Annotated in this window: 18 protein-coding genes; 4 read left to right on the forward strand and 14 right to left on the reverse strand. The window is 45.0% G+C overall.

Going from position 1 to position 23,762, the window contains the following annotated elements:
• Positions 1–76: 76 nt before the first annotated feature.
• The 8 genes from PTW35_RS10035 to PTW35_RS10070 all read right to left on the reverse strand — a co-directional run bounded on the left by PTW35_RS10035 (position 77) and on the right by PTW35_RS10070 (position 9,699).
• Positions 77–1,375: a GGDEF domain-containing protein gene (locus tag PTW35_RS10035; protein ID WP_281024863.1), complete on the reverse strand. Its 1,299-nt coding sequence runs from the start codon at positions 1,373–1,375 to the stop codon at positions 77–79.
• 252 nt (positions 1,376–1,627) lie between these two features.
• Complete coding sequence (locus PTW35_RS10040; protein WP_281024864.1) at positions 1,628–2,878, reverse strand: DEAD/DEAH box helicase; 1,251 nt, start codon at positions 2,876–2,878, stop codon at positions 1,628–1,630.
• Between the two features lie 159 nt (positions 2,879–3,037).
• The gene (gene nagK, locus PTW35_RS10045; RefSeq protein ID WP_044623473.1) at positions 3,038–3,946 is read right to left on the reverse strand and encodes an N-acetylglucosamine kinase; all 909 of its coding nucleotides are present in this window, start codon (positions 3,944–3,946) and stop codon (positions 3,038–3,040) included.
• Positions 3,947–4,135: 189 nt separating this feature from the next.
• On the reverse strand, positions 4,136–4,858 hold the full coding sequence (locus tag PTW35_RS10050) for a tRNA-uridine aminocarboxypropyltransferase (protein WP_281024865.1): 723 nt from the start codon (positions 4,856–4,858) through the stop codon (positions 4,136–4,138).
• 81 nt (positions 4,859–4,939) lie between these two features.
• Complete coding sequence (locus tag PTW35_RS10055) at positions 4,940–6,979, reverse strand: methyl-accepting chemotaxis protein (protein ID WP_281024866.1); 2,040 nt, start codon at positions 6,977–6,979, stop codon at positions 4,940–4,942.
• 276 nt (positions 6,980–7,255) lie between these two features.
• A complete protein-coding gene (locus tag PTW35_RS10060; RefSeq protein WP_281024867.1) occupies positions 7,256–7,603 on the reverse strand; it encodes a DUF3802 family protein in 348 nt (115 codons plus the stop codon).
• 162 nt (positions 7,604–7,765) lie between these two features.
• Entirely contained in the window at positions 7,766–8,758 is a 993-nt protein-coding gene (locus PTW35_RS10065) for a diguanylate cyclase (RefSeq protein WP_281024868.1), read from the reverse strand.
• The gene (locus PTW35_RS10070; RefSeq protein WP_281024869.1) at positions 8,755–9,699 is read right to left on the reverse strand and encodes a response regulator; all 945 of its coding nucleotides are present in this window, start codon (positions 9,697–9,699) and stop codon (positions 8,755–8,757) included. Before PTW35_RS10070 ends, PTW35_RS10065 begins: the two co-directional genes overlap by 4 nt.
• A gap of 311 nt (positions 9,700–10,010) precedes the next feature.
• On the opposite strand from PTW35_RS10070, the gene PTW35_RS10075 reads away from it, so the two are divergent.
• From PTW35_RS10075 to PTW35_RS10085, 3 genes are all read left to right on the forward strand, one after another.
• Complete coding sequence (locus tag PTW35_RS10075) at positions 10,011–10,370, forward strand: glutathione S-transferase N-terminal domain-containing protein (RefSeq protein ID WP_281024870.1); 360 nt, start codon at positions 10,011–10,013, stop codon at positions 10,368–10,370.
• Between the two features lie 146 nt (positions 10,371–10,516).
• Positions 10,517–11,197, forward strand: a complete 681-nt coding sequence (locus PTW35_RS10080; RefSeq protein WP_281024871.1) for a DUF3334 family protein — start codon at positions 10,517–10,519, stop codon at positions 11,195–11,197.
• A 135-nt stretch (positions 11,198–11,332) separates the two neighbouring features.
• Positions 11,333–12,430, forward strand: a complete 1,098-nt coding sequence (locus PTW35_RS10085; RefSeq protein WP_281024872.1) for a ParB/Srx family N-terminal domain-containing protein — start codon at positions 11,333–11,335, stop codon at positions 12,428–12,430.
• A gap of 34 nt (positions 12,431–12,464) precedes the next feature.
• On the opposite strand, the gene PTW35_RS10090 is transcribed toward PTW35_RS10085, so the two are convergent.
• From PTW35_RS10090 to PTW35_RS10100, 3 genes are all read right to left on the reverse strand, one after another.
• Positions 12,465–12,917 carry a YaiI/YqxD family protein gene (locus PTW35_RS10090; protein ID WP_044623481.1) on the reverse strand — a complete coding sequence of 151 codons (453 nt, stop codon included), beginning with the start codon at positions 12,915–12,917 and terminating at the stop codon, positions 12,465–12,467.
• Between the two features lie 107 nt (positions 12,918–13,024).
• Entirely contained in the window at positions 13,025–14,620 is a 1,596-nt protein-coding gene (locus PTW35_RS10095; RefSeq protein WP_281027481.1) for an ABC-F family ATPase, read from the reverse strand.
• Between the two features lie 1,630 nt (positions 14,621–16,250).
• Complete coding sequence (locus PTW35_RS10100) at positions 16,251–17,132, reverse strand: peptidoglycan-binding protein (protein ID WP_281024873.1); 882 nt, start codon at positions 17,130–17,132, stop codon at positions 16,251–16,253.
• 103 nt (positions 17,133–17,235) lie between these two features.
• Between PTW35_RS10100 and PTW35_RS10105 the strand changes: the two genes are divergently transcribed.
• Complete coding sequence (locus tag PTW35_RS10105) at positions 17,236–17,445, forward strand: helix-turn-helix transcriptional regulator (protein WP_281024874.1); 210 nt, start codon at positions 17,236–17,238, stop codon at positions 17,443–17,445.
• Between the two features lie 263 nt (positions 17,446–17,708).
• Here PTW35_RS10105 and PTW35_RS10110 read toward each other — a convergent pair whose 3' ends face one another.
• From PTW35_RS10110 to PTW35_RS10120, 3 genes are read right to left on the reverse strand one after another with little or no spacing between them, the layout of a single operon-like run.
• On the reverse strand, positions 17,709–19,190 hold the full coding sequence (locus PTW35_RS10110) for a class I SAM-dependent DNA methyltransferase (RefSeq protein WP_281024875.1): 1,482 nt from the start codon (positions 19,188–19,190) through the stop codon (positions 17,709–17,711).
• A 51-nt stretch (positions 19,191–19,241) separates the two neighbouring features.
• Positions 19,242–20,843, reverse strand: coding sequence for a restriction endonuclease subunit S (locus PTW35_RS10115; protein ID WP_281024876.1), 1,602 nt, complete (start codon positions 20,841–20,843; stop codon positions 19,242–19,244).
• Positions 20,840–23,665, reverse strand: coding sequence for a type I restriction-modification enzyme R subunit C-terminal domain-containing protein (locus tag PTW35_RS10120; RefSeq protein WP_281024877.1), 2,826 nt, complete (start codon positions 23,663–23,665; stop codon positions 20,840–20,842). The genes PTW35_RS10115 and PTW35_RS10120 overlap by 4 nt, the downstream gene beginning before the upstream one ends.
• Positions 23,666–23,762 lie beyond the last annotated feature (97 nt).

Raw genomic sequence — 23,762 nt, forward strand, 5'->3', positions numbered from 1 at the left:
ATTGGTAATATCAGCCTCCATAATAAAAAACCAGCACGCGTGTGCTGGTTTTTTTATTGACCTACAGAGCTAGAAGTTAAACCACCTCAACCCGGTTACGTCCCTGCTGCTTTGCTCTATACAGTGCGTTATCCGCCCGCTGTATGAATGTCTCTATCTTCTCATCGGGCCGATGCTCTGCCACACCGACGCTACAGGTGATACGGAGCCCATTTGTCCATTGGTAACTCTCGACAATTTCCCGCACCATTTCGGCAAACTCCCTTGCGCCACGAAGGTTGGTGGCAGGACAAAAAATAATGAACTCCTCACCGCCCCAACGTACGACTACATCCGTTTTTCGCGCTCGCAGATTCAGCACCCTGCCAAATTCTTTAAGTACTTCGTCACCGCCGTGATGCCCCAATGAATCATTGATTCGCTTGAAATAATCGATATCGATATACACCATCGACAATGCGTGGCAGTTTCGTTGCGAAAAATCAACGATTTCCCGCAACCAGCGATCTACCGCATGTCGGTTTTGCGTTCCCGTCAGATTATCGGTGAACGCGAGCTGCTCAAGCGCCAGCGACTGTTGATACAGTTGCTTGTTAGCCTGTTTGAGATAATCCGCCTGCGCCCCCATTTGCTTGACCCGGTCAGCAAGACGCCGACGTTCTGCTACCAAAAAGTAGATAGCAGCCAGCACCCAAAGCAAAATATTAACCCTAAGAAGTGCGGATTCTGATAGCCAGTGACCATAAAAAACCAGCCGGTTCAGTTTAATCGAATAATGTGCAGGCTTGACGTGACTACCTGTCGCAATTTCAATTTGCACTATGTTATCGAACTGAGGGCCAGAATTTTCAATCGGTACTTGGTAATCAGCTATCCACCATGAAAGCACCTGAAATGCTTTCAAAGGGATCACTTTCATGCCGTCGCCTAAACCTGGTGCAAACTCTATCGCATTGAATTTATATGACACAGGATCATCGGTGCTGGAATAATCAGGATCGAAATTGCGTAAATAAACCCTGAGACGTTCGCCATCCATCAGGCTGTAATAGTCGACATCAATGCCGATGGAGTGAAACGAAGATAGGTCTAGACCACCCATCGTGCCTACCAGATCAATCGATATCTCACAAAATGGCCACTTTCCCTGTGTACCTATATCGCAGTTCAACTTAACTGCCTTGCCATTAAAGTCGATATAGGACTGAGTGTCCCCCCCTTGGCTACTGTCATCGATACTGGAATAAATGGCATTCCTGGCATCAATTTTCAGCTCTTTTTCAAATCCCCCTAAGATATGAAACAACGCTGTTAACGATGAAAACGTTAGCAGGATATAAGCCGCTAGTCGTATACGTCGCCTTAAATTGTCCATGAATACCTATGACAAATAATAAAAAGGAAAATAAATGGGGCAATATTTCGTTCATTAACAGTAAGATAGAATAGAATACCAGAAGCTTCAGCTATCACCAAGCCTCTAAATTTTCATCAAAAAATAAGAGTCAGAAATTACTGCTTGATCACGTATTTCTACACGCGCAAGGCAGGCACCCTCGCTTTTGACACAAAAAGCACCACATAGGTGGTGCTTTATTGAAGGTGAAAAATGGAAGCGGTAAAAAGGCTACTTACGCTGGCGCTGACGCCCTCTATGCTTGTGAACTTGAGACTTAGCCTTGGCACGGCGCTTGTCACTCGAACGCCCGCGGCGGCGGTTTTCCGGTGGCTCAATCGTCGGATCAGGCTCGTAGCCTTCTAGCCACTGCTGCGGCAAGCGCGTATCAAGCAGCTCTTCGATGGCCCGAAGCGCCCACTCTTCATCCAGGCTCATCAGTGAGATCGCGTGCCCTGCCTGCCCTGCTCGGCCGGTACGGCCAATGCGGTGGACATAATCTTCGGCTTTAAATGGCATCTCATAGTTGACGACATATTCCAACTGTTCGATATCCAGCCCACGGGCAGCCACATCAGTTGCGACCAAGACCCTTGCCTTGCCCGATTTGAAATCGTCCAGCGCACGCTGGCGCGCGCCTTGGCTTTTATCCCCATTGATCGAGACAGCCTTGATTCCATCTTTGCCAAGCTCCTTGGCAAGCTCATCCGAGCCCTGCTTGGTTTTGGTGAACACCAGAACCTGCTGCCAATTTCGGGAACCGATCAAATAAGCCAGTAACTCACTTTTTCTATGCTTATCGACTGGGTACACCATCTGCTCGACCGTAACCGCGGCGCTATTGCTTGGCGTTACCTCGATCAGCTTTGGCTCATCCAAAATGTCATACGCAAGCTTCTTGACCTGCTTGCCAAATGTCGCCGAAAAGAAAGCAGTCTGGCGCTCAACATGCATGCGCTTGAGAATACGCTTGATGTCATCAATAAAACCCATATCCAACATGCGGTCGGCTTCATCCAGCACCAGATAGCTGATCTGGCTGAGATCAACCGTGCGCACATGCGCGTGGTCAAGCAGGCGGCCTGGCGTGGCAACCAAAATATCCACGCCCGACTCGAGGGCTTTGACCTGCACCTTCATGCTCGTGCCACCGTAGGCCACTGCAACTTTCAGCTCAGTATCTTTCGCATACCCGCTCAAGCTATCGAACACTTGCTGGGCCAGCTCGCGGGTCGGTGTCAGGATCAAGGCTTTGACCTGTTTTGCTTCCGTCGCAGTGCCATTGCCTTCCAATAGGCGATGCAGCAGAGGCAAACCAAACGCGGCTGTCTTTCCCGTACCGGTCTGGGCACCGGCCAAAACATCATGGCCTGCTAATATTTCAGGAATAGCCTGCTGCTGCACCGGTGTTGGCTGCTCGAAACCGAGAGAAGAAACATTTTCAACAAGTTGGCTATTTAGCCCCAGCGATTGGAAAGACATGCAAAATACCGACAATTTTCAAAAGAGGCCGGATTCTAGCAAAAAAGCTGGGCAAGTGTGAGTGTTGGCGGGAAGTTTCCGGTTTTTAGTCGCCACAAAGTAAAAAGCACCGCAAAGCGGTGCTTGAATGATATCGAATAGTGACAGCTGAATCGTAAATTATTTAATATTCAGGAATGCAGCACCACGGACGCCGCCTGAATCACCATGTTTTGCTTTGATGATCTTCGGACATTTTGCAACAGAAAGCAGGTACTTCGGAATGCGCTTTGGCATCTCTTCGTAAATCAGCTCGAAGTTTGACAGGCCGCCACCCAGCGCAACCACGTGTGGATCCGTAGCTGTGAATAGGTTTGCAAAACAGATCGCCAATAGTTCCATGAAGCGTTCTACGTGCTCAACCGCCTTGGCTTCACCTTCAGCATGCGCCTTGATGATGTCGATCGCTTTCTTCTCTTCACCGTAGTAATGGGCGTAAAGCAGTTCGAAACCACGGCCAGACAAATAACTGTCCAGGCAGCCTTTCTTATCGCAGCCACAGCCTAGCAGCGGTGCATTTTCACCCAAGTGGAACCATGCATCGATAGGCAGGCGGGTATGACCGACTTCGCCAGCAACGTGATTGCGGCCCGAGAAAACTTTACCTTCATAGATAAAGCCGCCACCAAAACCAGTCCCCAGGATCAAACCCAGCACTGAAGGCTCATCTTGTAGCTCCTCGTCCCACGCTTCAGAAAGCGCAAAACAGTTCGCATCGTTTTCAATTTTTACCGAACGACCAATTTTTGCTTCAAGATCTTTACGTAGCGGCTTTCCTTTTGCCGCAGGTACGTTAACGGTCAGAACAGTGCCATCATCAGCATCTTCCATGCCCGGCAAACCCAAACCAATCGAGCCTTCACAACCAAACTGTGCATCGTATTTATTTACCAAGCCGGCGATAGTCTCGACCAACAGATCATAATTATCTGTCGGGGTTGGCACTCGCTCGGTGGCGACACGCTCAAGTTTTTCGTTAAACGCGCCAAACTCAATCTTGGTTCCACCCACATCAAAGCCGTAGTACATCCTGCACTCCCAAAAAATAAGAAAAAAACAAAACTGAAAAAATTATCCACATATCTACACCTACAGACTGTGACGAGCTGCAGATTTAGCAGGGCTGCATGGTGCTTGCTATCGCGATTGCTGAAAGAAACATCAAAATGTTGCATAATTTAAATGCACTTCAGCAATACCTAAGCCTAATTCCCCTGCTTAGGCATAACTTGCCATGTATTCGCGCAGCTGGATGATCGCGTTATCATCAGGAAGCACCCGGTTCATTTTACCGGTGAGGTAGTTTTCGCGGAAAACATCAAACCACAAATCCAATACATCGGCATTTCTTGACTCACCGAAAAGATCGATAATTCGCGCGGCGACTTCAGCGGTACCCAATTGGTTTTCTTTTGAGGCTTCGCGCACTTTGTACCGTGAAGGCTTTTCTGGATTGATGGACAGAACAGGGAACTGATTCAAGTAAGGGCTCTTGCGGAACATTTTCTTCGCTTCCGCCCAGCTGCCATCAAGCATAATAAACAATGGTCGCTTACCCGGCTCCATTTCTACTCGCTCGGCAACACGTTCCGGGGCCGAATATTCCGCTGGGAACACGACAAACGGCTGCCATTGTGGGTCCTCGAGTAGCGCCAGCATCTCAGGATTTGGCTCGGTACGCGACCAGATATAGGCATAGGTATCTTCAAACAAATCGGCGATCAGACGGCCGGTATTGCTAGGCTTGAGGATCTCATCATCATACATCACCAACAAGAAAGCGGCATCCGATGTGATTTCCGGCTTGCTGGAGCAAATACACAAATGTTTGCGCAACATACAGAATAAGCAGCGCTCTACTTTACAGCCACGGGCAAGAAACGGACGAGTAGAACGAGCAAGGCGCTCATCATATAACTTATGAACAGCATGAATACGCATAACGGTTTACCTAACAACAAAAAACGCCAGCATTCTACTGGCGTTTGTATACCCATGCTAGCTCAAAATGCACAATCGTCGCTAAGGCTGCAACCGATATGTCGACAGTAAATCCTGCTGCTGGTGGGCGATATCTGATACCATTCCGGCCTGCTCCACCAGCGTCTTCAACTCTCGGCTGTTAGTTTGCGCTTTCAGGGAGACCCGCTCAACACTTTGCCCGACATCGATCGAGGCATTTTCCTGTTGCTGGGTTGCCGCTGCAATGGCAATCACCTTGTCATTGATCGTGGCAATCATTGATTTAATCTGATGAATTGATGCCTGCACCTCACTACTCAAGTCAATCGAGGATGTCATCTCCTCCCGACTGACCACCATCGCTTGATTGACATCCCTTGCAGCCCGGTGCAGCTCATCAATCGTGGTACGAATCGACGCTGTTTGCATATTAGTTTCGCTGGCTAACTTGCGAACCTCATCGGCTACCACGGCAAACCCCCTGCCCTGCTCGCCCGCACGAGCGGCTTCAATGGCGGCATTGAGTGCCAGCAGGTTGGTGTTATCGGCAATCGTACTGATCAATTCCACCACCTGGGTGATTTTATCGACGTGGCTATCGAGCTCTTTCATGCGGGTTTCATTAACCGCAAAGCGCTCATCCAATTGGCGTAACCGCAATGTGCTCTGTTCGATAATATCAACCCCTTGCTGAGCCATATTATTAGCCTGCATGGCTTCTTGCTCTGACTCGTAAGTACTGGCAACAATCTCTTTAATCGAGATTTCAAGCTGCGAAATAGCCGTTGCAATAGCTGTTAATTCATCACTTTGCTCTTTGATGGCAATCCGCGACTGCGAGGCCGCTTTCTGACTGGTTTCCGCAGCCATGCTCAACTGGTGGCTGTTTGCCACTAGCTGGCCGAGTGTCTGGCTATTGTTGAAGTTTGATTGATTCAGTAAACCGCCTAACACGGCAAACTCTTTCGGTGCATCCTGAGTGGCCTTAACGGTTAGATCACCATTGCTCGTCGCCTTGACGACACGGTCTATTTTCTGCAGCGAGCGTTTTACTGAATGGCTGATCCAGCCACTGGCAAAAATGGCAACCACCAGGCCAACAATACTAAAGGTAATAAACAATGCCATCGCATTTTCACTCGCCTCTATAACCCCGGCCTCGCCTTGCTCAACCAACCTATTGGCACCATCGATAAGCGTATTAATCTGGGTAGCCATGGACCCGATTTGCTGATGGGCTTCTCGCACCTTGGCTGCCTGCTCTTGCTGAAGTGCCAGTGTCTGAAGCTGCAGCGCAACAATGCCATTATACTCGAACAGTGCTTTCACCATTGAGAACGGCACCGTAACACTGGTGTAGTCCGCAATACTCGGGTCGAGGCGATGCATTTCCCGCCAGGCATATTTCATACCCGACAGGTTGGTACTTTGCAGGCTACGTACCAACCCTCGTGCTTTAGATAAATCACGCTCGAGCATCAATGCCATCAGATGACTTGCCATTTCCAGCGAGTGATTCACAAAATTTGTAACATGGTTAATGCCAGCTAAATTATTGGCAAACACTTCGGTACCAACACGGCTCATTTCGGCGCGAACTGAAGAAACCGCATAATTCATCATCGCTTTGTCGGTTTCGATTTTATCCTGGTTAATCAATATCTCTTGCTGAGACTGGTATAGCGTTGCAGCCGTTGTGCCCACGTCATCAGCCTGGCTAATTAGCGCATGAATATCATTAGTCAACCAACCTAGTTGGTTTTTATCCGCAAGACGCTGTAGTTCACCGAGTGCCGCTGCCATTGTTTTCTGCTCGCTGACGAAAGCTTGATGTGCAATATCAAGCTCTTCAACAGACGAGCTGTTGATCATCTCACCGAGATGCTGGGCAGATTGCAATGACGCCCTGACAATCACACTGCTGTTCATAGTAACCGGCAGCGCCTGATGACTGAGAACGTCAAATTCCCGCGTAATATTTTTCAGTCCATTATTACCGAAAAAAGAAAGTAACCCACCGGTCACGACCAGTAATACAAAAACAATTTGAATGGCGGCTACAATGGAGAGACGGGGTTTACCCCGCAACTGGTTTTTCATGCTGATCATATCCCTGATTAAGTTCAGCCAGTATCGTGATCTGACACATCCTCTCCCCAAGAACAGAAACGAAATGGTTTTATGTCTCTATTTCAGCTAGCGGGACAGGACATCTTGGAGGCAAACTTACTCAATAAATATGACAATTAGATTTCAGTTAACTATGTCATCCTTGGTATCAATAGCAAAAACAATTTATCCGGACAAAAGTGGAGAAATAACGAAGCGAAACCGGAAGTCTGCTGAAATAAAAAAAGCAGCTAACTGCTGCTTTTTTTATCTAGCATTTTGGCTTATCGCGCTATCAAATAGGTTTTTAACCAACCCGACATAGTCTTCTAAAAAGCAAACCTGCTCATTGGTTGGGCAGCGACTCCACGCTCCGGCAAGCACTTCGTTCAAATCTTCCATAACCGCATCAGCTTCCTGCATCAACTTAAAACGGAAGTCAGCTTCCAGATCCGGATTTTGCGCAAAAACAGTCATCAAATTGGTTGCGATCATATCTGTCACTACATCTTCAACCGTTTCCTCGCATCCATTAGCTTCTGCATTTTCAAACAGGGAAAGGTGCTCAGTAAAGTACTCTATGAGCGCATGATAGCCTTCAGATTCTACAACCATAATCCAATCTACTCTTCCAATGATTCTTGTCTTACGTTACTGCTAATATTCAGGCTATTAGCAATTGCAATCAACAAGATAGCCTAAATGAGAATGAACGTATTATTCTATGTCAAATCAATCCAATGATATAGGCAAAAACTATATTTTTCGCTTTTACACCTATGACACCCCAGACATATCAGAACAATGTTCCACTGTAGATTGATAAAGCGTGCATTGATTGCGGCCCGCCCTCTTGGATTGGTACAGGGCGCTATCGGCACATTCTAACCATTGCTCATAAGACGTCATCCAAGGCGCCCACTCGCAGAGCCCCAAGCTAATCGTGACCCGAATATCACGGATGTCCATTTTCACCAATGATTCTTCGACCCGCTTGCGCAATCGCTCCGTGAAATACTGGGCTAACTCTGAGCTGGTGCCCGGCAGGATCACCCCGAACTCCTCGCCACCGTATCGGCCCGCAATATCAGATTGACGCTTGGCCTTTTTTAGCAGACTGGAAATAGACTTAATCACCGCATCGCCAGCAATGTGGCCAAAGGTGTCATTCACTTTCTTGAAATGATCAATATCGAACATGACCAGGCTCGACACGGTTTGATAGTGACGGCATTGGTCAAACTCGGCAGATAAACAAGACTCCCAATGACCTCGGTTATAAAGCTGTGTCAGCCGGTCGGTGATACTTAAGTGGGTCAGCTGCGCATTGCTCTCTCTTAGGTGGATCTTGCTTTTCGCAATGTCCGATACATCGGTAACTGTAAGGCAAATATGTCGGTATTCACCATCTAGCGCTTTTAACGGGGTTAAAGTCATGTTCTGAAACATACTCGTCATACCGCCGCTAACTGGGCTAAAGTTGGTAAAATTAAAAATAAAAGGCCGGTCTTCCCAACTGCTGAAGGAGCGAGTCCCAAGCTTAAAGGTCGACTGGATTTTATTTCTCAGCCACTCTTCCGGCAAGTCAGGTACTGCCTCGAATAAGTTTTGCCCCATAATTTGCTCGACGCTGATACCACTGTAAGCTTGCATGAAAGTGTTCCAAATCATGACTCTGTGCTTGCTATCAAGCATCACGACACCAGCATCAATATTGTCGATAACCTGCGCGGCAAGATGGAATTCAGATAAACTGTCAGGGTAAGTCACTGCAATGTCTCCATAAAACGTCTGATCACTTGTGTAGAGTCATGATCCATCATGAGTAAAACATCACAGGCCATATCCATTTTTTCAGACTGGTAGCTGTATTCGATGGTAAACAGCTCACAATTCATCGCTTCACTCCCTCCCCTGATCATATATTCCTCGAGGCATATGGGTTGCCGAATAGAAAAAGGAATATTCATTTGTTCAGACAAGGAAACCAAAAACGAGGACACCATTAAGTTGGCTATATCGATAATCACTTCACTCTGTTTATCACCGAATGTGCTAAACCCCAAACGTTCGCCAAATAGCCCAATATCACTTCCATATAGGCAGACCAGGGCTTCGCCGTGAATGCCTCCGCCGACAAAACGCTGGGCAATCGCAGTGGAGTCCGGACGATGAGTGAGGTTGCTGATCATCATATCCAGTTCGCCACAACCTAACATCGCAACATTCGGTAATGGCATGGTAATAAATTCACGGCAATGGTCGGAAATAATTGCTGCCCCCCTCCCTAGTGCAATATTAGCGATCTCCTGAAATTGATATAAATAATCATTTCCATAGAGCGGTTGAGAAGGGATGAAATTACTTTCTGGTGGAATATCTCTACTTTTTCGGATTAGTGAGAAGCCCAATTTTTTCAACGTCGAATAAATTTGGGAGCGCGAAAAAGGTTTGGCTAAAAAGTAATTCGCCCCGGCATCAACACAACGCTCAATGGCCCGTTGCTGTACATCGGCTGACAACACAATAATTTTGGTCGGATAAGTACTCACAGGCAATTGCTGTAACACACCAAAACCATCCAACACCGGCATCGTCAAATCAAGAAACATGACATCGATATCATTCATTGCAAGGCACTCCAGGGCTTGTGTGCCGCTTTCAGCGAAATACAGGGTTATGCCTGTAAATTCGCTGAAAAACTTTTGCATTGCCCGGTGTACCAACCGCGAATCATCACAAATTAATATAGTTTTGTCATGTGACACAAAGATATGACCCAAATTGCTTACCAACTTTGATTATGATAACGGCTTTATATCTTTTTTATATTTTTAGCTGTATTAAATTTTCCACAGAGTGACATGGATCGACTTTTGTCCAGCATTATTCACTTATTAATAATTCAACAACTTAGGCTTAACGCGGCATTCGTTAATTACACGTAGTTTTACTGTGGTTTTTTGGTTATGAATAAACAGGTATGATAAAAAAGCACTATTTCAAAAGGACATTATTAGAAATGAAAGTTATTCGCCTTATTCTTGGAAAGCTCATTTTATTGCTCAATGCCGTTTTCTCTCCCAAGCCACAGCAGCGCAGCGATGAAGAGCAACAGCGTATCAACAAAGAGCTTGAATCGATGACCCTTTACCAGTTCGAGTCCTGTCCATTCTGTGTCAAAGTACGCCGCGCAGCAAAAAAAATGAGTCTTCCGCTCGAAACTATTGATGCCAAGCAACCCGACAATGAGCAAGCATTGGTCAATGGCGGGGGAAAACGCAAAGTGCCCTGCCTACGTATCGAGCTGGCATCCGGTGAAGTCACATGGATGTATGAGTCCAATGATATTATTCAGTACCTAGAACAACGCTTCCCATAATTCCGAAAAAGTGCCGCCAAACGGCAATAGCCGCATGGCTTACTGGCAAAAAGGTGAACTACGTCAAGCCACTAAGCCATGCATTGTGCATTTCCCTGCTTTTAATGTCACACTTTCATTCCTCACCTACCAAAACTGCAAGCTCAATGAAAAAAAACAAAGTCATCACTACCGACGATATCCTGCTTAAACTGTGCCAGTCATTTTCTGGCGTGCTATCAGCGGCTACGGGCAGCCCTGTCAGTTACTCGGCGATGGTGCAAAAAATAAATAAAACCAGCCTTAAACCAGACATTGGTTGTTTCGTACTTTTTGATGGTGGCTTTACCGGACTTGTCGTCACCAACTTCTCTCACCAGGCTGCATTAGAACTCTACCAAAGCTATATGCTCAAGATGGGCATGTCGGCCGAAGAGCTCGCTATTCACCATTCGTCCGATGAAGTGGCCGATGTCCTCGGTGAATTGATGAACCAGGTTGTTGGGGACTTCACCGGTAAAATCCGCCGCGAGTTGCAAGTATCGATTACCCAGAACCAGCCCAAGATGCTTGCCCTGAACAAGCAGGTACTACTATCGGTAGATACCAATCTCGACCGGCCGCAGGCTCGTCGCGTCAGCTTCACGACCGAGAAGAACAATATTTTCTACCTCGAGCTGGCCATGGATAGAACCGAATTCATCCAACTCGAAGAATTTGATCAGCATGAAGAATGTGATCCCGACCAGATCATTGCGGCGGCACAGAGCCATTCTCACATCCCCCAAAAGAACACTACAGCACCTGTCGAGGTAGACCTAGATCTTCTCGACGAGCTCGGCATCTGATAGCTCAGCGCCCCCTCACCCTCTTTTATCCACTGCAGGCTATATGCCTGCGGTGCCCAAGCCACTCACTGATGAAACAAATTGTTCGGCTCAGCTTTGCTAGACTGTTGTAAAAAATGGTGTGAGGCCGGGTTTATGTATTGTCAGCGTTTGTGCTCCCTTATTCTTGGTGCGATCTTTTGTACCCCTTTTTCTTCCCATGCAGAAAAGGTTAACTACAGCGAGCTTGAAAACGGTGACACAATTACCGTCACACTGGATCAGCTACTGCCCACCCAAGCGGTTCTAGATTACGACCAAATATTTGCCAATCTGCAGCGCTATAAAGCGGATTTGAAAAACATGTATCGGGATCTGTGCCGGGTAAACGGTGCCAAAGGTGTTAAAAAATGGGATGAGAACTCCCTCCCTACCGATCCGGAAACCTATCAATGCTCTGGCAAAGTCGGCCAGAATGCGGATGCACTAACCACTGTGGTAGTGGGCCCTGAAGAAGGTGTCCTATACCTGACAGAAGGATTAACCCTACTCTCGACCTTCTGGGATATGCCCAATGGCGGCACCAGCGTTCCAATTACCCTCAAAGTTAGTCATAACCTCTTGGGCTCTGGTGATGATTTCTGGGCCGAAATGAGCAATGACAACGAAGTGTGGCTGGTCAACGAAAAAGGCAAAAAGCTCAAGCCCGATGACCTGCCTGAATACATAGGCATGAAACAGCTCAAGCATGACAAATACCTTTCCTTGGTCAACTTTCTCAACGGCATTAGTTACATCCCGCCAGAGCCAGATGGCAAAGACAACAAAACAGCCTCCATTCCCTATCTTGCTTTGAACTGGGCGCTTGAAATTCGTCAGCACATGAAAATTTCTGACTACGATCTCAATGATCCCGAAGAATACGCCACCGCCCTCACCGAAGCCGCCACCATTATGGTTGATCTGCCTGACGATGAAGTGATCGGCAAATCTAAGCGGACCGCCAGTGAGATGGGGCAGCTCGATCAGGTCGACAGCAAGGCTTTGGAAAAACTGGTCACCGACGAGACATCCCCGTTCGGCTTGGCGCTGGCCTACCGGCTAGCCAAGAAAGAAAAATCGACACCTAAGGTGGTACTGGAAGAGCAAGAAGCCCAAAAGGAGAAAGAGGAGCAGGAAGAAAAGGAAAAGAGCGAAAAGGGCAACAATGAAGAAGACGCACAATCCGAAGATAGCAGTGAGGCGAAAGAGTAACCTCACTACTGAAATATTTGCAGAGCAAGGCCTGCTACTTACGGTGATTTTTCGCTAGAAATGCATCGAGTTTATTGCCGAAGTTCTGTCGGTCCGCTTGGCTAAGTGGCGCAGGGCCACCGGTTTGCACCCCAGAGCTGCGCATTGTTTCCATGAAGTCACGCATTTGCAGACGCTGCTTGATCGTATCTTTGGTATACATCTCACCTCGCGGGTTTAATGCATGGGCACCTTTGGTGATCACTTCATCAGCCAGTGGAATATCAGCGGTAATCACCAAGTCGCCCGGCTCTGCTTGCTGGACAATATAATTATCAGCAACGTCAAACCCCGGCTCAACCTGTATCGACTTGATATGCGGCGAGGGCGGCACCCGGATAAACTGGTTCGCCACCAATGTGACAGCAACCCCTACCCGATTCGCGGCACGGAATAATATTTCCTTAACGACATTCGGACAAGCGTCGGCGTCTACCCAAATCTTCATACAATCATCTCCTAAACAAAAGCCGCCCTGTATAACTCTGTATTTACAGGTATACGTGGCGGCTTTCAAAAATTTATCTACCGAAAAGGCAACTCAACACAAGGCTATTAACCTTCAAGGCCTTTCTTAGCAAGGTATTCATCGTAAGTGCCGTGGAAGTCTTCCACGCCATCTTTGGTGATTTCGATGATACGCGTTGCAATCGATGATACAAACTGGCGGTCGTGGGAAACGAACATCAGGGTACCCTTGTAGTTTTCCAGCGCCAGGTTCAACGACTCGATAGATTCCATATCCATATGGTTGGTTGGCTCATCCATCAATAGGATGTTTGGTTTTTGCATGATCAGCTTACCAAACAGCATGCGACCCTGCTCACCACCAGACAAGACCTTCACAGACTTCTTGATATCATTCTGTGAGAACAGCATACGCCCGAGGATGCCGCGAACCACCTGCTCGTCGTCACCTTCGTTCTTCCACTGCCCCATCCAGTCAATAAGGTTCATGTCGCTCTCAAAGTCAGCGCTGTGATCCTGGGCGTAGAAACCAATATTGTTGTTTTCCGACCACTTGATCATGCCATCCATCGGCTCCATTACACCGGCAAGGGTGTTCAGGAAGGTAGATTTACCGATACCGTTCTCACCGATGATCGCGATACGCTCACCCACTTCCACCAGCAGCTTCACGCCGTTGATCAGGATGTTATCGCCGTAGCCCTGCTTCAGGCCTTCGACTTCAAGCGCGTTACGGAACAGCTCTTTCTCCTGCTCGAAACGGATGAATGGGTTCTGGCGGCTCGATGCTTTCACTTCTTCAAGCTGGATCTTGTCGATTTGCTTCTGACGTGATGTAGCCTGTTTAGCCTTCGATGCGTTGGCAGAGAAACGGCTAACGAAAGTATTCAGCTCGGCAATCTGTGCTTTTTTCTTGGCATTATCGGCCAATAGGCGCTCACGAGCTTGAGTCGCGGCTACCATGTACTCGTCGTAGTTACCGTGGAACATACGTAGCTCACCGTAGTCAAGGTCAGCCATGTGCGTACATACGCTGTTCAGGAAGTGACGGTCGTGCGAGATGATGATCATGGTGCAGTTGCGCTCAAGAAGAATACGCTCCAGCCATGCAATGGTGTGAATGTCCAGGTTGTTGGTTGGTTCGTCAAGCAACATGATGTCTGGGTCAGCAAACAGTACCTGAGCAAGCAACACTCGTACTTTCAGGCCAGGAGCAACCGCGCTCATCAGGCCAAAGTGCAGCTCTTCTGGAATACCAAGACCAAGAAGCAACTCACCAGCACGAGCCTCAGCAGAATAGCCGTCCATTTCAGCAAATTCTACTTCAAGATCAGCGACGCGCATGCCGTCTTCTTCCGACATCTCAGGCATTGCATAAATACGGTCACGCTCTTCTTTGACTTTCCATAGATCTTTGTGACCCATGATCACTGTGTCGACGACAGTGTACTCTTCGAAAGCAAACTGATCCTGACCCAGTTTCGCCATACGCTCGTTAGGATCTTTAGAGACAGTACCTGCAGAAGGCTCAAGCTCTCCGCCCAAAATTTTCATGAACGTTGACTTACCACAACCGTTCGCACCAATCAGGCCATAACGGTTACCTTCACCAAACTTAACGGAGATATTCTCAAACAGTGGCTTGTCGCCAAACTGCATTGTGATATTAGCTGTACTGATGATAACTTGTTCCCTCCATCGGAAACGTCTTGTAAAACAGGCAAATAAAAGAGCTGACAGTATTTGCCAGCTCTCTAAAATTGGGGGGATTATAACAGATAACGTGAGCTACATCACGCGATCATTTGTATGCAACAAATTGGATTTAGTAAACGTAGGGTGCTGTAGTTCAGGTTCGCCCTTACATAAGTGCTGGTGGATCACGGTTAGCTCAGGTATTAGGCCTGCTTGTAGTAGATCACAATAGTAAGAAGTGCCATAGAACTTGGGCGAGACATAACTGTAAGTAAGCATATGGATGAGTTTTATCACATGGATATTACTCAGGCTAACTCGTGCTCTTTGATAAGAGTGTCAAAATACATTGAGTCTGTTGGGCGGTCACTTTTGTTTGCAGCAAAGTCATTGCGACAATCTGGATTACAAAACCCAACGATAAAGCCCTTATATTCAGTAAGTGAGTCTAGCTGAACCAACTTACCCGATCTAGGACAGTATTTATTAATAGCTTTATTCTGCACCGCTTCTTCTCCTTGCAATAGATAAATCCTTACGAGCTACACAGCACATAAGCTTGAACCTATATAACCAGCCATTGCTGTAAAGCAATCACTAGCTTTGCAGATAAGAAAGACTTTAGCTACTACTAATCCATACTGCTCTGAATACAGAAGCATAAACAGCGAATGATAAATAACGCCGTTAAACCAGCAATGTTGTTTTACTACCTCACCATGATATTTACACCTTTTTGGTAACCAATCAACTTTAAGGTGAACAATATAGCGTGTTTATGGTAACTATGCTAGCCCTAATGTAGATTTCTTGTTTAACTATTTTGACAAGCAGAAGGTAAATTCCTACTGACAACCAGCATGGTTAATAAGTCTAATCAAAGAACAGTCAAGGAAGGTTTGCTAATGCTTAAAACAGGCGTTCAAATCAGGTCAAATACGCCCTGTACGCCTCCTGACAAGCCTTTCCTCCCCTCACGCTAATGATGTACTACAGAGCTAAGAAAAGCGCTTAGAATGCGTTTTATCCAATATATTCAGAAAGATAACTTGGACGAGGCTTGATGTGTGTAGAGCCTAATAACCTGACTAACCTCCCCCCTGACTTTAGAAATGTGCCATTTGCAAGAACAGGTAAAATTGTGAAGACTATGTGTCAACCTCACTCAGTAAATCACCATTCGATCAATAAGTGATCAAACGATCATATGCAACCAATATAAAAAACTTGACAAGATCTGAATTCGTGGTTAAATAACTGTATAGGCTCTTAACTTTACAGTTTTGCTATAGCGTCTCTTAATCACACTTCTTTATCTCTTATCCCTTCTACTATATAGTAATTCTTTACAGACTAACTCTTATGTTAGAACAGAATGTTCAAACAAAGAAGTACTGTTACAGTATAACTTTACAGTACTATTGGTACAGTAGAGAGTTTGCTTCGCTAATCACTCTCTTCCATAAGTGATATCACCGCTAAACATAATACTTTATAGGTTACTTTTCAGTATTCCATACTGATAACGTTCTGAGTTAAGTAATTGGTGTGATACAACTAAAAAGGCCACCTTTTACGGTGACCCTCCTTTCAATTGTTACGTGTACTCAAAAAGCTATCACTCTTCCCTAACGGTAAAGTCAACAAGCTGTGTCCCTTCATAGGTACAGAAACCAAGCGCTACAACTTCTCGGTTAATGGCATTTGTCGTTCGACCACCTACCTGTACAGTGATACTGTCAGCTCGATGAGTAGACTGCTCAAGTGTGGCGTTATTTAGGACACTGTAACGAGGGCGTGACCAGCCACGGCTTGTAACATGCTGCGTTAAACGTTCACGACAATCCAACCATGCAGCATCACTAGATAAGGCTTGAATTTGCCCTGTATCACCCTTCACAACCTTATCGAAGAACTGACGATAGCTTACACCGTCACATGATAGCCAAAGTAGATTATCTGTCTGACCGATATCATATTGGCCTAACTCACAGCCTTGCGGTGCAGTCGCATTAACCCAAGCAATGATTTCACTCTCATGACCTGCCCAGTGTGGGTAAAACGCTACGTCTAAGACATCCACTTTATGTACGTTCCTAGTTTGAGCTGGTGGAGCTGTTCCAGCGCTACTCTGTCTCTTTTGACACTCATCAAGGATGTAATTGATCCCTTGGATATCAGAGTGATTGCGTGTTGCGTTACACGTCTGGTTTCCAATGATACCGTCAACACTCAGCCCCTGCTCTCTCTGGAAGTTTCTGACTATCTGTACCCTCTCTTCCGTTGCGTAACTAACGGTAGCTTCTTCGTGACTCTTATCGCTATCAAACAACAGTCCAAGCAAGAATCCACCGCCGTAATAAACAATTGCGCCTAGTACAGCTAGTCCTATGACGATATCAGAGAACTTCAATACAGGATCTTTCACACCGCAGTTTGGGCAAGTTTTCGCCTCAGTAGATACTGGGTGATCGCATTCACGACAAGGTTTAAGTGACATTGTTATACCTTCTTAGTCAAACTTCACATTTCTGCTCCGCTGGTAGAGCAAATATACCTAGATTAGCGTTCACAATCAATCATCATTCGATGGGAGGTTGGTTTTGAATATCGTTGGTAGAAAGGTACGTGAGATCAGAATGCAAAAAGGACTCACACAGGAGCAACTTGCAGCTAAGTGTGGTGTTATTGGGTTTGATATCAGCCGTGGAACTTTAGCGAAGATTGAGTCAGCAACACGGCAAGTCCTTGATATAGAAGTGCAGCAACTGGCGAAAGCTTTAGATGTAAGTGAATCTGACTTATTCGTTTAAACTCATCAGCTTATACTCTAGTGTATAAACCGGCGGCTCACAAACAGGCTGTTAACAAACAGGCTGTTAACATCACAACTCAAAACTGGACATAAATCGTTTAGAGTAATCACTTAAATTAGGAAAATGCGGATAAATTTAGGTATGGGAAAGTCGCTTAGTGAAGTGTCCAGTTTTACATGTGCAGATCAGTAGAGAGAGGCTGTAACAGATTCTGTAGAAACAGCATTCAACTTATCTACGCTGAATGCTGTTCTCACTTACTATTTCAAAGCAGAAAGCACCTGACGGAAACTATCCAATCCCGCTTCCATGTTCTCGATAATTTCTTCTGCTAACTCATCTGGCTCCGGTAGATTTTCAAGATCAGTTAGTGATTTATCTTTCAGCCAGAAAATATCCAAACTAGTTTTATCGCGAGCTAGTACATCTTCATGAGTGTATTTGCGCCAGCGGCCATCTGGATTAGTTTCTTCATTCCACGTTTCGGTACGATCATAACGATTATCAGGGTTGTAGCACTTAACGAAGTCTTCAAGATGATCCATCGTCATTGGCTTTTTCTTCAAGGTGTGATGGACATTGGTACGGTAGTCGTAAATCCAAATATCTTTAGTCCAAGCATCCTTTTGAGCAGGTTTGTTATCGAAGAATAAAACGTTTGCTTTCACACCGTTGGCATAAAATATACCAGTCGGAAGGCGCAAGATCGTATGAAGCTCTGTACTTTCCATTAGCTTCTTACGTACTGTTTCACCAGCACCACCTTCAAACAATACGTTATCTGGAAGTACAACTGCCGCTCGACCTGTCGTTTTCAACATACTACGGATATGCTGAACGAAGTTAACTTGTTTGTTCGATGTCGTAGCCCAGAAGTCTTGACGATTATATGTAAGATCATCAGTCTCCTGTTCACCCTCTTCATTGGTGAATGTCATACTGCTCTTCTTACCAAATGGAGGGTTGGCAAGAACCATATCTACCGTTTTCGATGGTTGAGCAATCAATGCATCATCACCACTTACTAGGCTTTTACCATCTATCTCACCGATGTTGTGTAAGAACATGTTCATCAGACATAGACGACGAGTATTCGCAACAATCTCATTTCCGAAGAAAGTCTCATTCTTCAAAAATGCCTTATCTTCTTTGTCCAATTGATAGTTGTTTTTGTCTGTTAGGTAATCATAAGCCGATAAGAAGAAACCACCTGTACCACAAGCAGGGTCAGCTATAGTCTGCTTTGGCTGAGGCTTCATACACTTAACCATCGTTGAAATTAGTGCACGAGGAGTAAAGTATTGACCTGCGCCAGACTTAGTATCTTCAGCGTTTCGCTCAAGCAAACCTTCATAGATGTTACCCTTAACATCTGCACCAAGCATTACCCACTTCTCACCATCAATCATATCGATAAGACGTTTTAGTTTCGCAGGATCTTGAATCTGGTTTTGTGCTTTAGTAAAGATTTGACCAAGCATACCTTGCTGCTGACCAAGTTCACGTAGAACAGATACATACTGAACTTCTAGCGCTGCACCTGATTCTGACTTAATGCTCTTCCAGTTGTACTCTTCTGGTACACCAACATCACGGTTGTATGGTGGCTTACTGTATTCATCTGCCATTTTGAGGAAGATAAGGTATGTGATCTGAGTTAGGTAGTCACCATAGCCAACACCATCATCACGTAACGTTGTACAAAAACTCCAAACCTTAGAAATAATACTTTGTGTGTTCATTTTCTTTTCACTTGTTCTTTTCTTGTTAACTGCCTTAGCACTCAACTTTGATTATGATTTTACTGTCTTCTTAGCAGTCGCTTTTTTCTTACGTGCGGCAGCTTTTTCTGCTTTCTCTTTCTCAGCCAGCTCTTCTTTTTCTATTGCGATTTTCTTTAGTAACTCATTTGCTGGCTCATCTTCTGTATCTTGAGAAACAAGCTTGCCAGAAAATGCCTTCTTGAGAATTGACTGACGAAGGAGCTCCGCTTTTTTGAGATTCATAGTAATCTCTGATTCGCTTCGCTCAATCTTGGAGATTTTTTCTTCAAGAATCTGAATCACTTGTTCTTGCTCTGCCAATGAACAATATGGAAATGGATAGTTTGATAACTTTTCTCCATTAATGTTCGACTGATTAACTCCGTCAGTTTTAACTGTATTGCCGTATCGTTTACTAACGTATGAGTTCAAAAATAAATTCAGATAATCACTATTTACAAAATTATCAAAGTGGTTAACACGAATAAGATAACCAGCAAACAATGCTTCACGTTCACCATTATATTTTGCAGTTTTGCCGACTAACTCAGGGCTATTAGTTCGATTAAACAGAACGTCCCCACCATTCAGTGTGTACTTTGATATTTCATCTTCATCAGAAGTAAATACAAGATCGTCCCAATCGAACTTCGTGTTCTGAATGTTTCCCATTCGAAGTACAGGAACTCTCCCACTTTCAGAAGACTTTGCTGACGTTCCGTACTCTACAGCCAGAGTCATATGCCCTAACTTATCCCAGAACCAGCTATCAGGTAACTCTTGACAGAAATCAGGTAAATCAACAAATGGAGTGACCGCTTTAGGTTTTCGTGGTTTAGATGGTTTCTTTCCTTTTGAGCCATCTTGTTCCCATTGATTTACAGTTACTTCCCATTCATCAAGTTTCTGTTGATAACGTTCGTCACGCTCACGTTTTAACCTTTCAAGAATATCATCTGGCGACTCTAATTTATCTGAATTATCTTCACGCCACTGAGCAGTTAGCTTTCCTTCAAAGGCTTGTTTAAGGAGTGCTTGCCTATAAGAAGTTAGTTGCTTTTTAGCCTTCCTTAGACTCTCGATACCACTGTCTAACTCTGAGAATAGTTCCTCTAGCTTCTCTACAATTCGCTGTTGCTCTTTTTGTGGAGGTAATGGAATTTTTACAGATGACAGCCACGGTGCAGGCACACGTCTTTGACCTACTGCCCCTGTCATATTTCGCTCGGCTTCATATCTGAAGATTTGAGAGACCAAATAGTAGAAGAGATAACTTTCACTAATACACGAATATGGTCGGACAACATGAAACTCTGTGGATCCGAAACCTAGATCTCCAATCAGTTTAGGTACTACTGCAACCTTGCCATTTTCCATACACGGTGTGATTTTTGCGAATAATACATCCCTTTCAAAAAAGGGCGTAAATCCTTTCTTAACCTGATTAAAGAGTCTTGTCTCGGTGACATCAATTCGACCTGATTCAGCTTCTACAGCTGGCATGGGAACAAATGAACAGACCTTATCATCTTCGTATAATGACTTTTCAATCTTCGGATTAATTACCCCGACTTCATTTAGCTCTACGACTTCCCAAGAGTCAGGTGCATTTTTTAATATTTGTTCAATCAAGCCACTAACTCACTATTCAATTCATCAATAATATTGTTCATTTCATCTCCAAAGAGCTCATACATCATTCCAAGACCGCCCTCACCATCAAACGGTGTGCTATCTAAGTCATCAATTTCAAAGTGGAACGATGTAGTGAAGTGATCACGAATCATACGTAACCAGTCCATCTGCTCATTTGTAAACTTCGGATTACTTCCAGAGTGACGTTTCATTACCCAACGCTGGAAGTTTTTGCTAACTGTTTCATCAAAGTTCGAGATTTTATCATCAATCCCTACCACACGACGAATCAAAGCGACCAAAGCGGTCAATTCACCAATTGGTTTGCTGCTTTTTACATCATCAAGTTGTTCATATGCTTGCCAAACGTTCAAAGGAGCCAGTTTGGGCTTATCTGACTTCAACTTCTCCAGCACTTCTTTAATCATGCTGTACGTAATCTCTCTGCGGCGATGAGGCTGATCATAGAAAATCTCTAACGCTGTTATTTCATCTTTGTTAGCTTCTAGGTACTCACCAAACTCAACAGCAAGTTCTTTTGCTTGTTCCTCTGAAGCTTTCTCCCAATCGGCAACCAGCACTTCATCTAAATTTTCATGGTCAATTTTCTGGTCTTTTTCTCTACGAATCGTATCAATTAGTTCAATCAATTCACCATTGAAAACGTTCGCTACCTGACTAACCATTTCAGCTTGTGCTTTCGCTCTATTTTCTTCTCCAGGATCCATATCACCATGCTGGCCTGCAATGATACGTGCTCGTTCTTCAACTTTATCACCATCAATAGCATCAAAGAGCCCTTTAACAATCTGAGTGATAGGTACACCATCTGTTAAGGCTTCGATGCGCTTATGTTCCTGAGAATCCAATTGCTTATTCAAGCGAGCTAATCGTCCTGCTAACGAACTAACTGAGTCAGTGTCACTAGCACCCATCATAACTCCCATTGCTAGATCTTTTAATGGAACTGATGGTTTCGTAATTAGTGGTTGGCTTGCAGTTTTCAGAGACTTAGTAACACCAATCGCATCAACAATTACATAGTGCGTCTTAGCCGTAGTTGCTGATGGTGTCACCTTCTTCAGTTCATCTAATTCAAGAGTTCGTGTACCGCGCCCTTTCATTTGTTCGAAATAGTTACGACTCTTCACATCACGCATGAATACAAGACACTCAAGAGGCTTAACATCTGTACCAGTTGCAATCATATCCACAGTAACAGCAATACGAGGGTTGTAGCCCATGCGGAATTGAGAAAGCACAGACTTCGGATCTTCACCTTTCTCAACTACGTTTCCTTCTGCATCTGTTTTATCTTTCTTCACTCGATACGTGATCTTCTTACAGAAATCATTGCCTTCATCAAAGACTTCACGAACCATCTGAATGATGTCATCTGCGTGGCTATCCGTCTTCGCAAAGATAAGTGTCTTCGGCACTTCTTCACGGTTAGGGAAGATTTGCGGTAAACTATCCCTGAAAGTAGTTAGCACAGTTCGTATCTGACTTGGGTTGACAATATCCTTATCTAACTGCTTCGCTGTATATGCTTCGTCTTCATCTTGCTGTTCCCAGCGCTTCTTCCTCGTAACACGTTCACGATGCTCAACTTGCTGTTTGGCTCGTAACTTCTCCCCCTCTTTAGTGATTTTGGTTTGGATCGTGAAGACTTCGTTACCCACGTTTACACCATCAGCCACTGCTTTTTCATGGTCATAATCACTAACCACATTTTGTTTAAAGAAACCAAATGTTCGATTATCAGGAGTAGCTGTCAGACCGATAAGGAATCCATCAAAGTAATCTAATACTTGTTGCCAAAGGTTGTAGATTGAACGGTGACACTCATCGATAAAGATGAAGTCAAAATGCTCAATTGGCACTTTAGGGTTGTATGCTACAGGCACTGGCTCTTTAGGTTTAGTGAGCTGCTCTGCTGGGTTTTGTTCTTCAAGAGCTTCATCTAACTCTTCATCTTTAAGAATTGAGTACATACGTTGGATTGTGCTGATACATACTTCAGCATCTTTAGGGACATACTTCGATTTCAATCGCTGAACAACATGAAGCTCTGTGAACTTGCGGGTATCATCACTAGGCGTGAAATTCAGCATTTCTTGTTCGGCTTGCTCACCCAAGTTTTTAGTATCCACAAGGAATAAGATACGTTTGCCTTTTGCATGCTTTAAGATGCGATACATCGAGGTGATGGCCGTGTACGTCTTACCTGCACCAGTAGCCATTTGAATCAAAGCACGAGGTCTATTTTTCTTCAATGAATCTTCAAGGTTAGTGATTGCTACTTCCTGACAATCACGTAATCCAAGCTCTTTAGCAGGCAGGTTGCTTGGGTTTAATGGTGGGATATCTTGTAAGCGAGCACGTAACGAATTGCCTTGTTCAACCCATTCCAATAAGGTCTCTGGTCGGTGAAAGTTGAAGACTTCACGAGATCTTGGTTTAGGATCACGGGCATCAGTGAAACGAGTAAGAATACCAGTACTCTCATAAAGAAATGGTAATGGTTCACTATTGTTAACCCACTTCAATTTAGCATTTGCATAGCCTTCAGTTTGCGTTTCAACTGTCGTTATCTTTTCACCAGCTTCTTCTCGTTTGGCTTCAATAACACCAACAGCTTTCTTATCAACAAACAGAACATAATCGGCTGGACCTACATCAGTCTGATACTCGCGAATAGCTTGACCGATACCTTCACTGAAATTGAGTTTGCCTTTGTCTTGAACTGCCCATCCAGCAGCTCTTAACATTTCATCAATGTTATCACGCGCGATTTGTTCTGCATTTTGATTGACCATAACCTAGCTATCTCCGTTGCACTAACTATCTACAATTACTGACATTTATAGCGAAAATTTACCATAGAACACTCGGTTAGCTAAGTCTTATGCATGA

The sequence above is a fragment of the Photobacterium sp. DA100 genome (assembly GCF_029223585.1).
Classification (GTDB): Bacteria; Pseudomonadota; Gammaproteobacteria; order Enterobacterales; family Vibrionaceae; genus Photobacterium.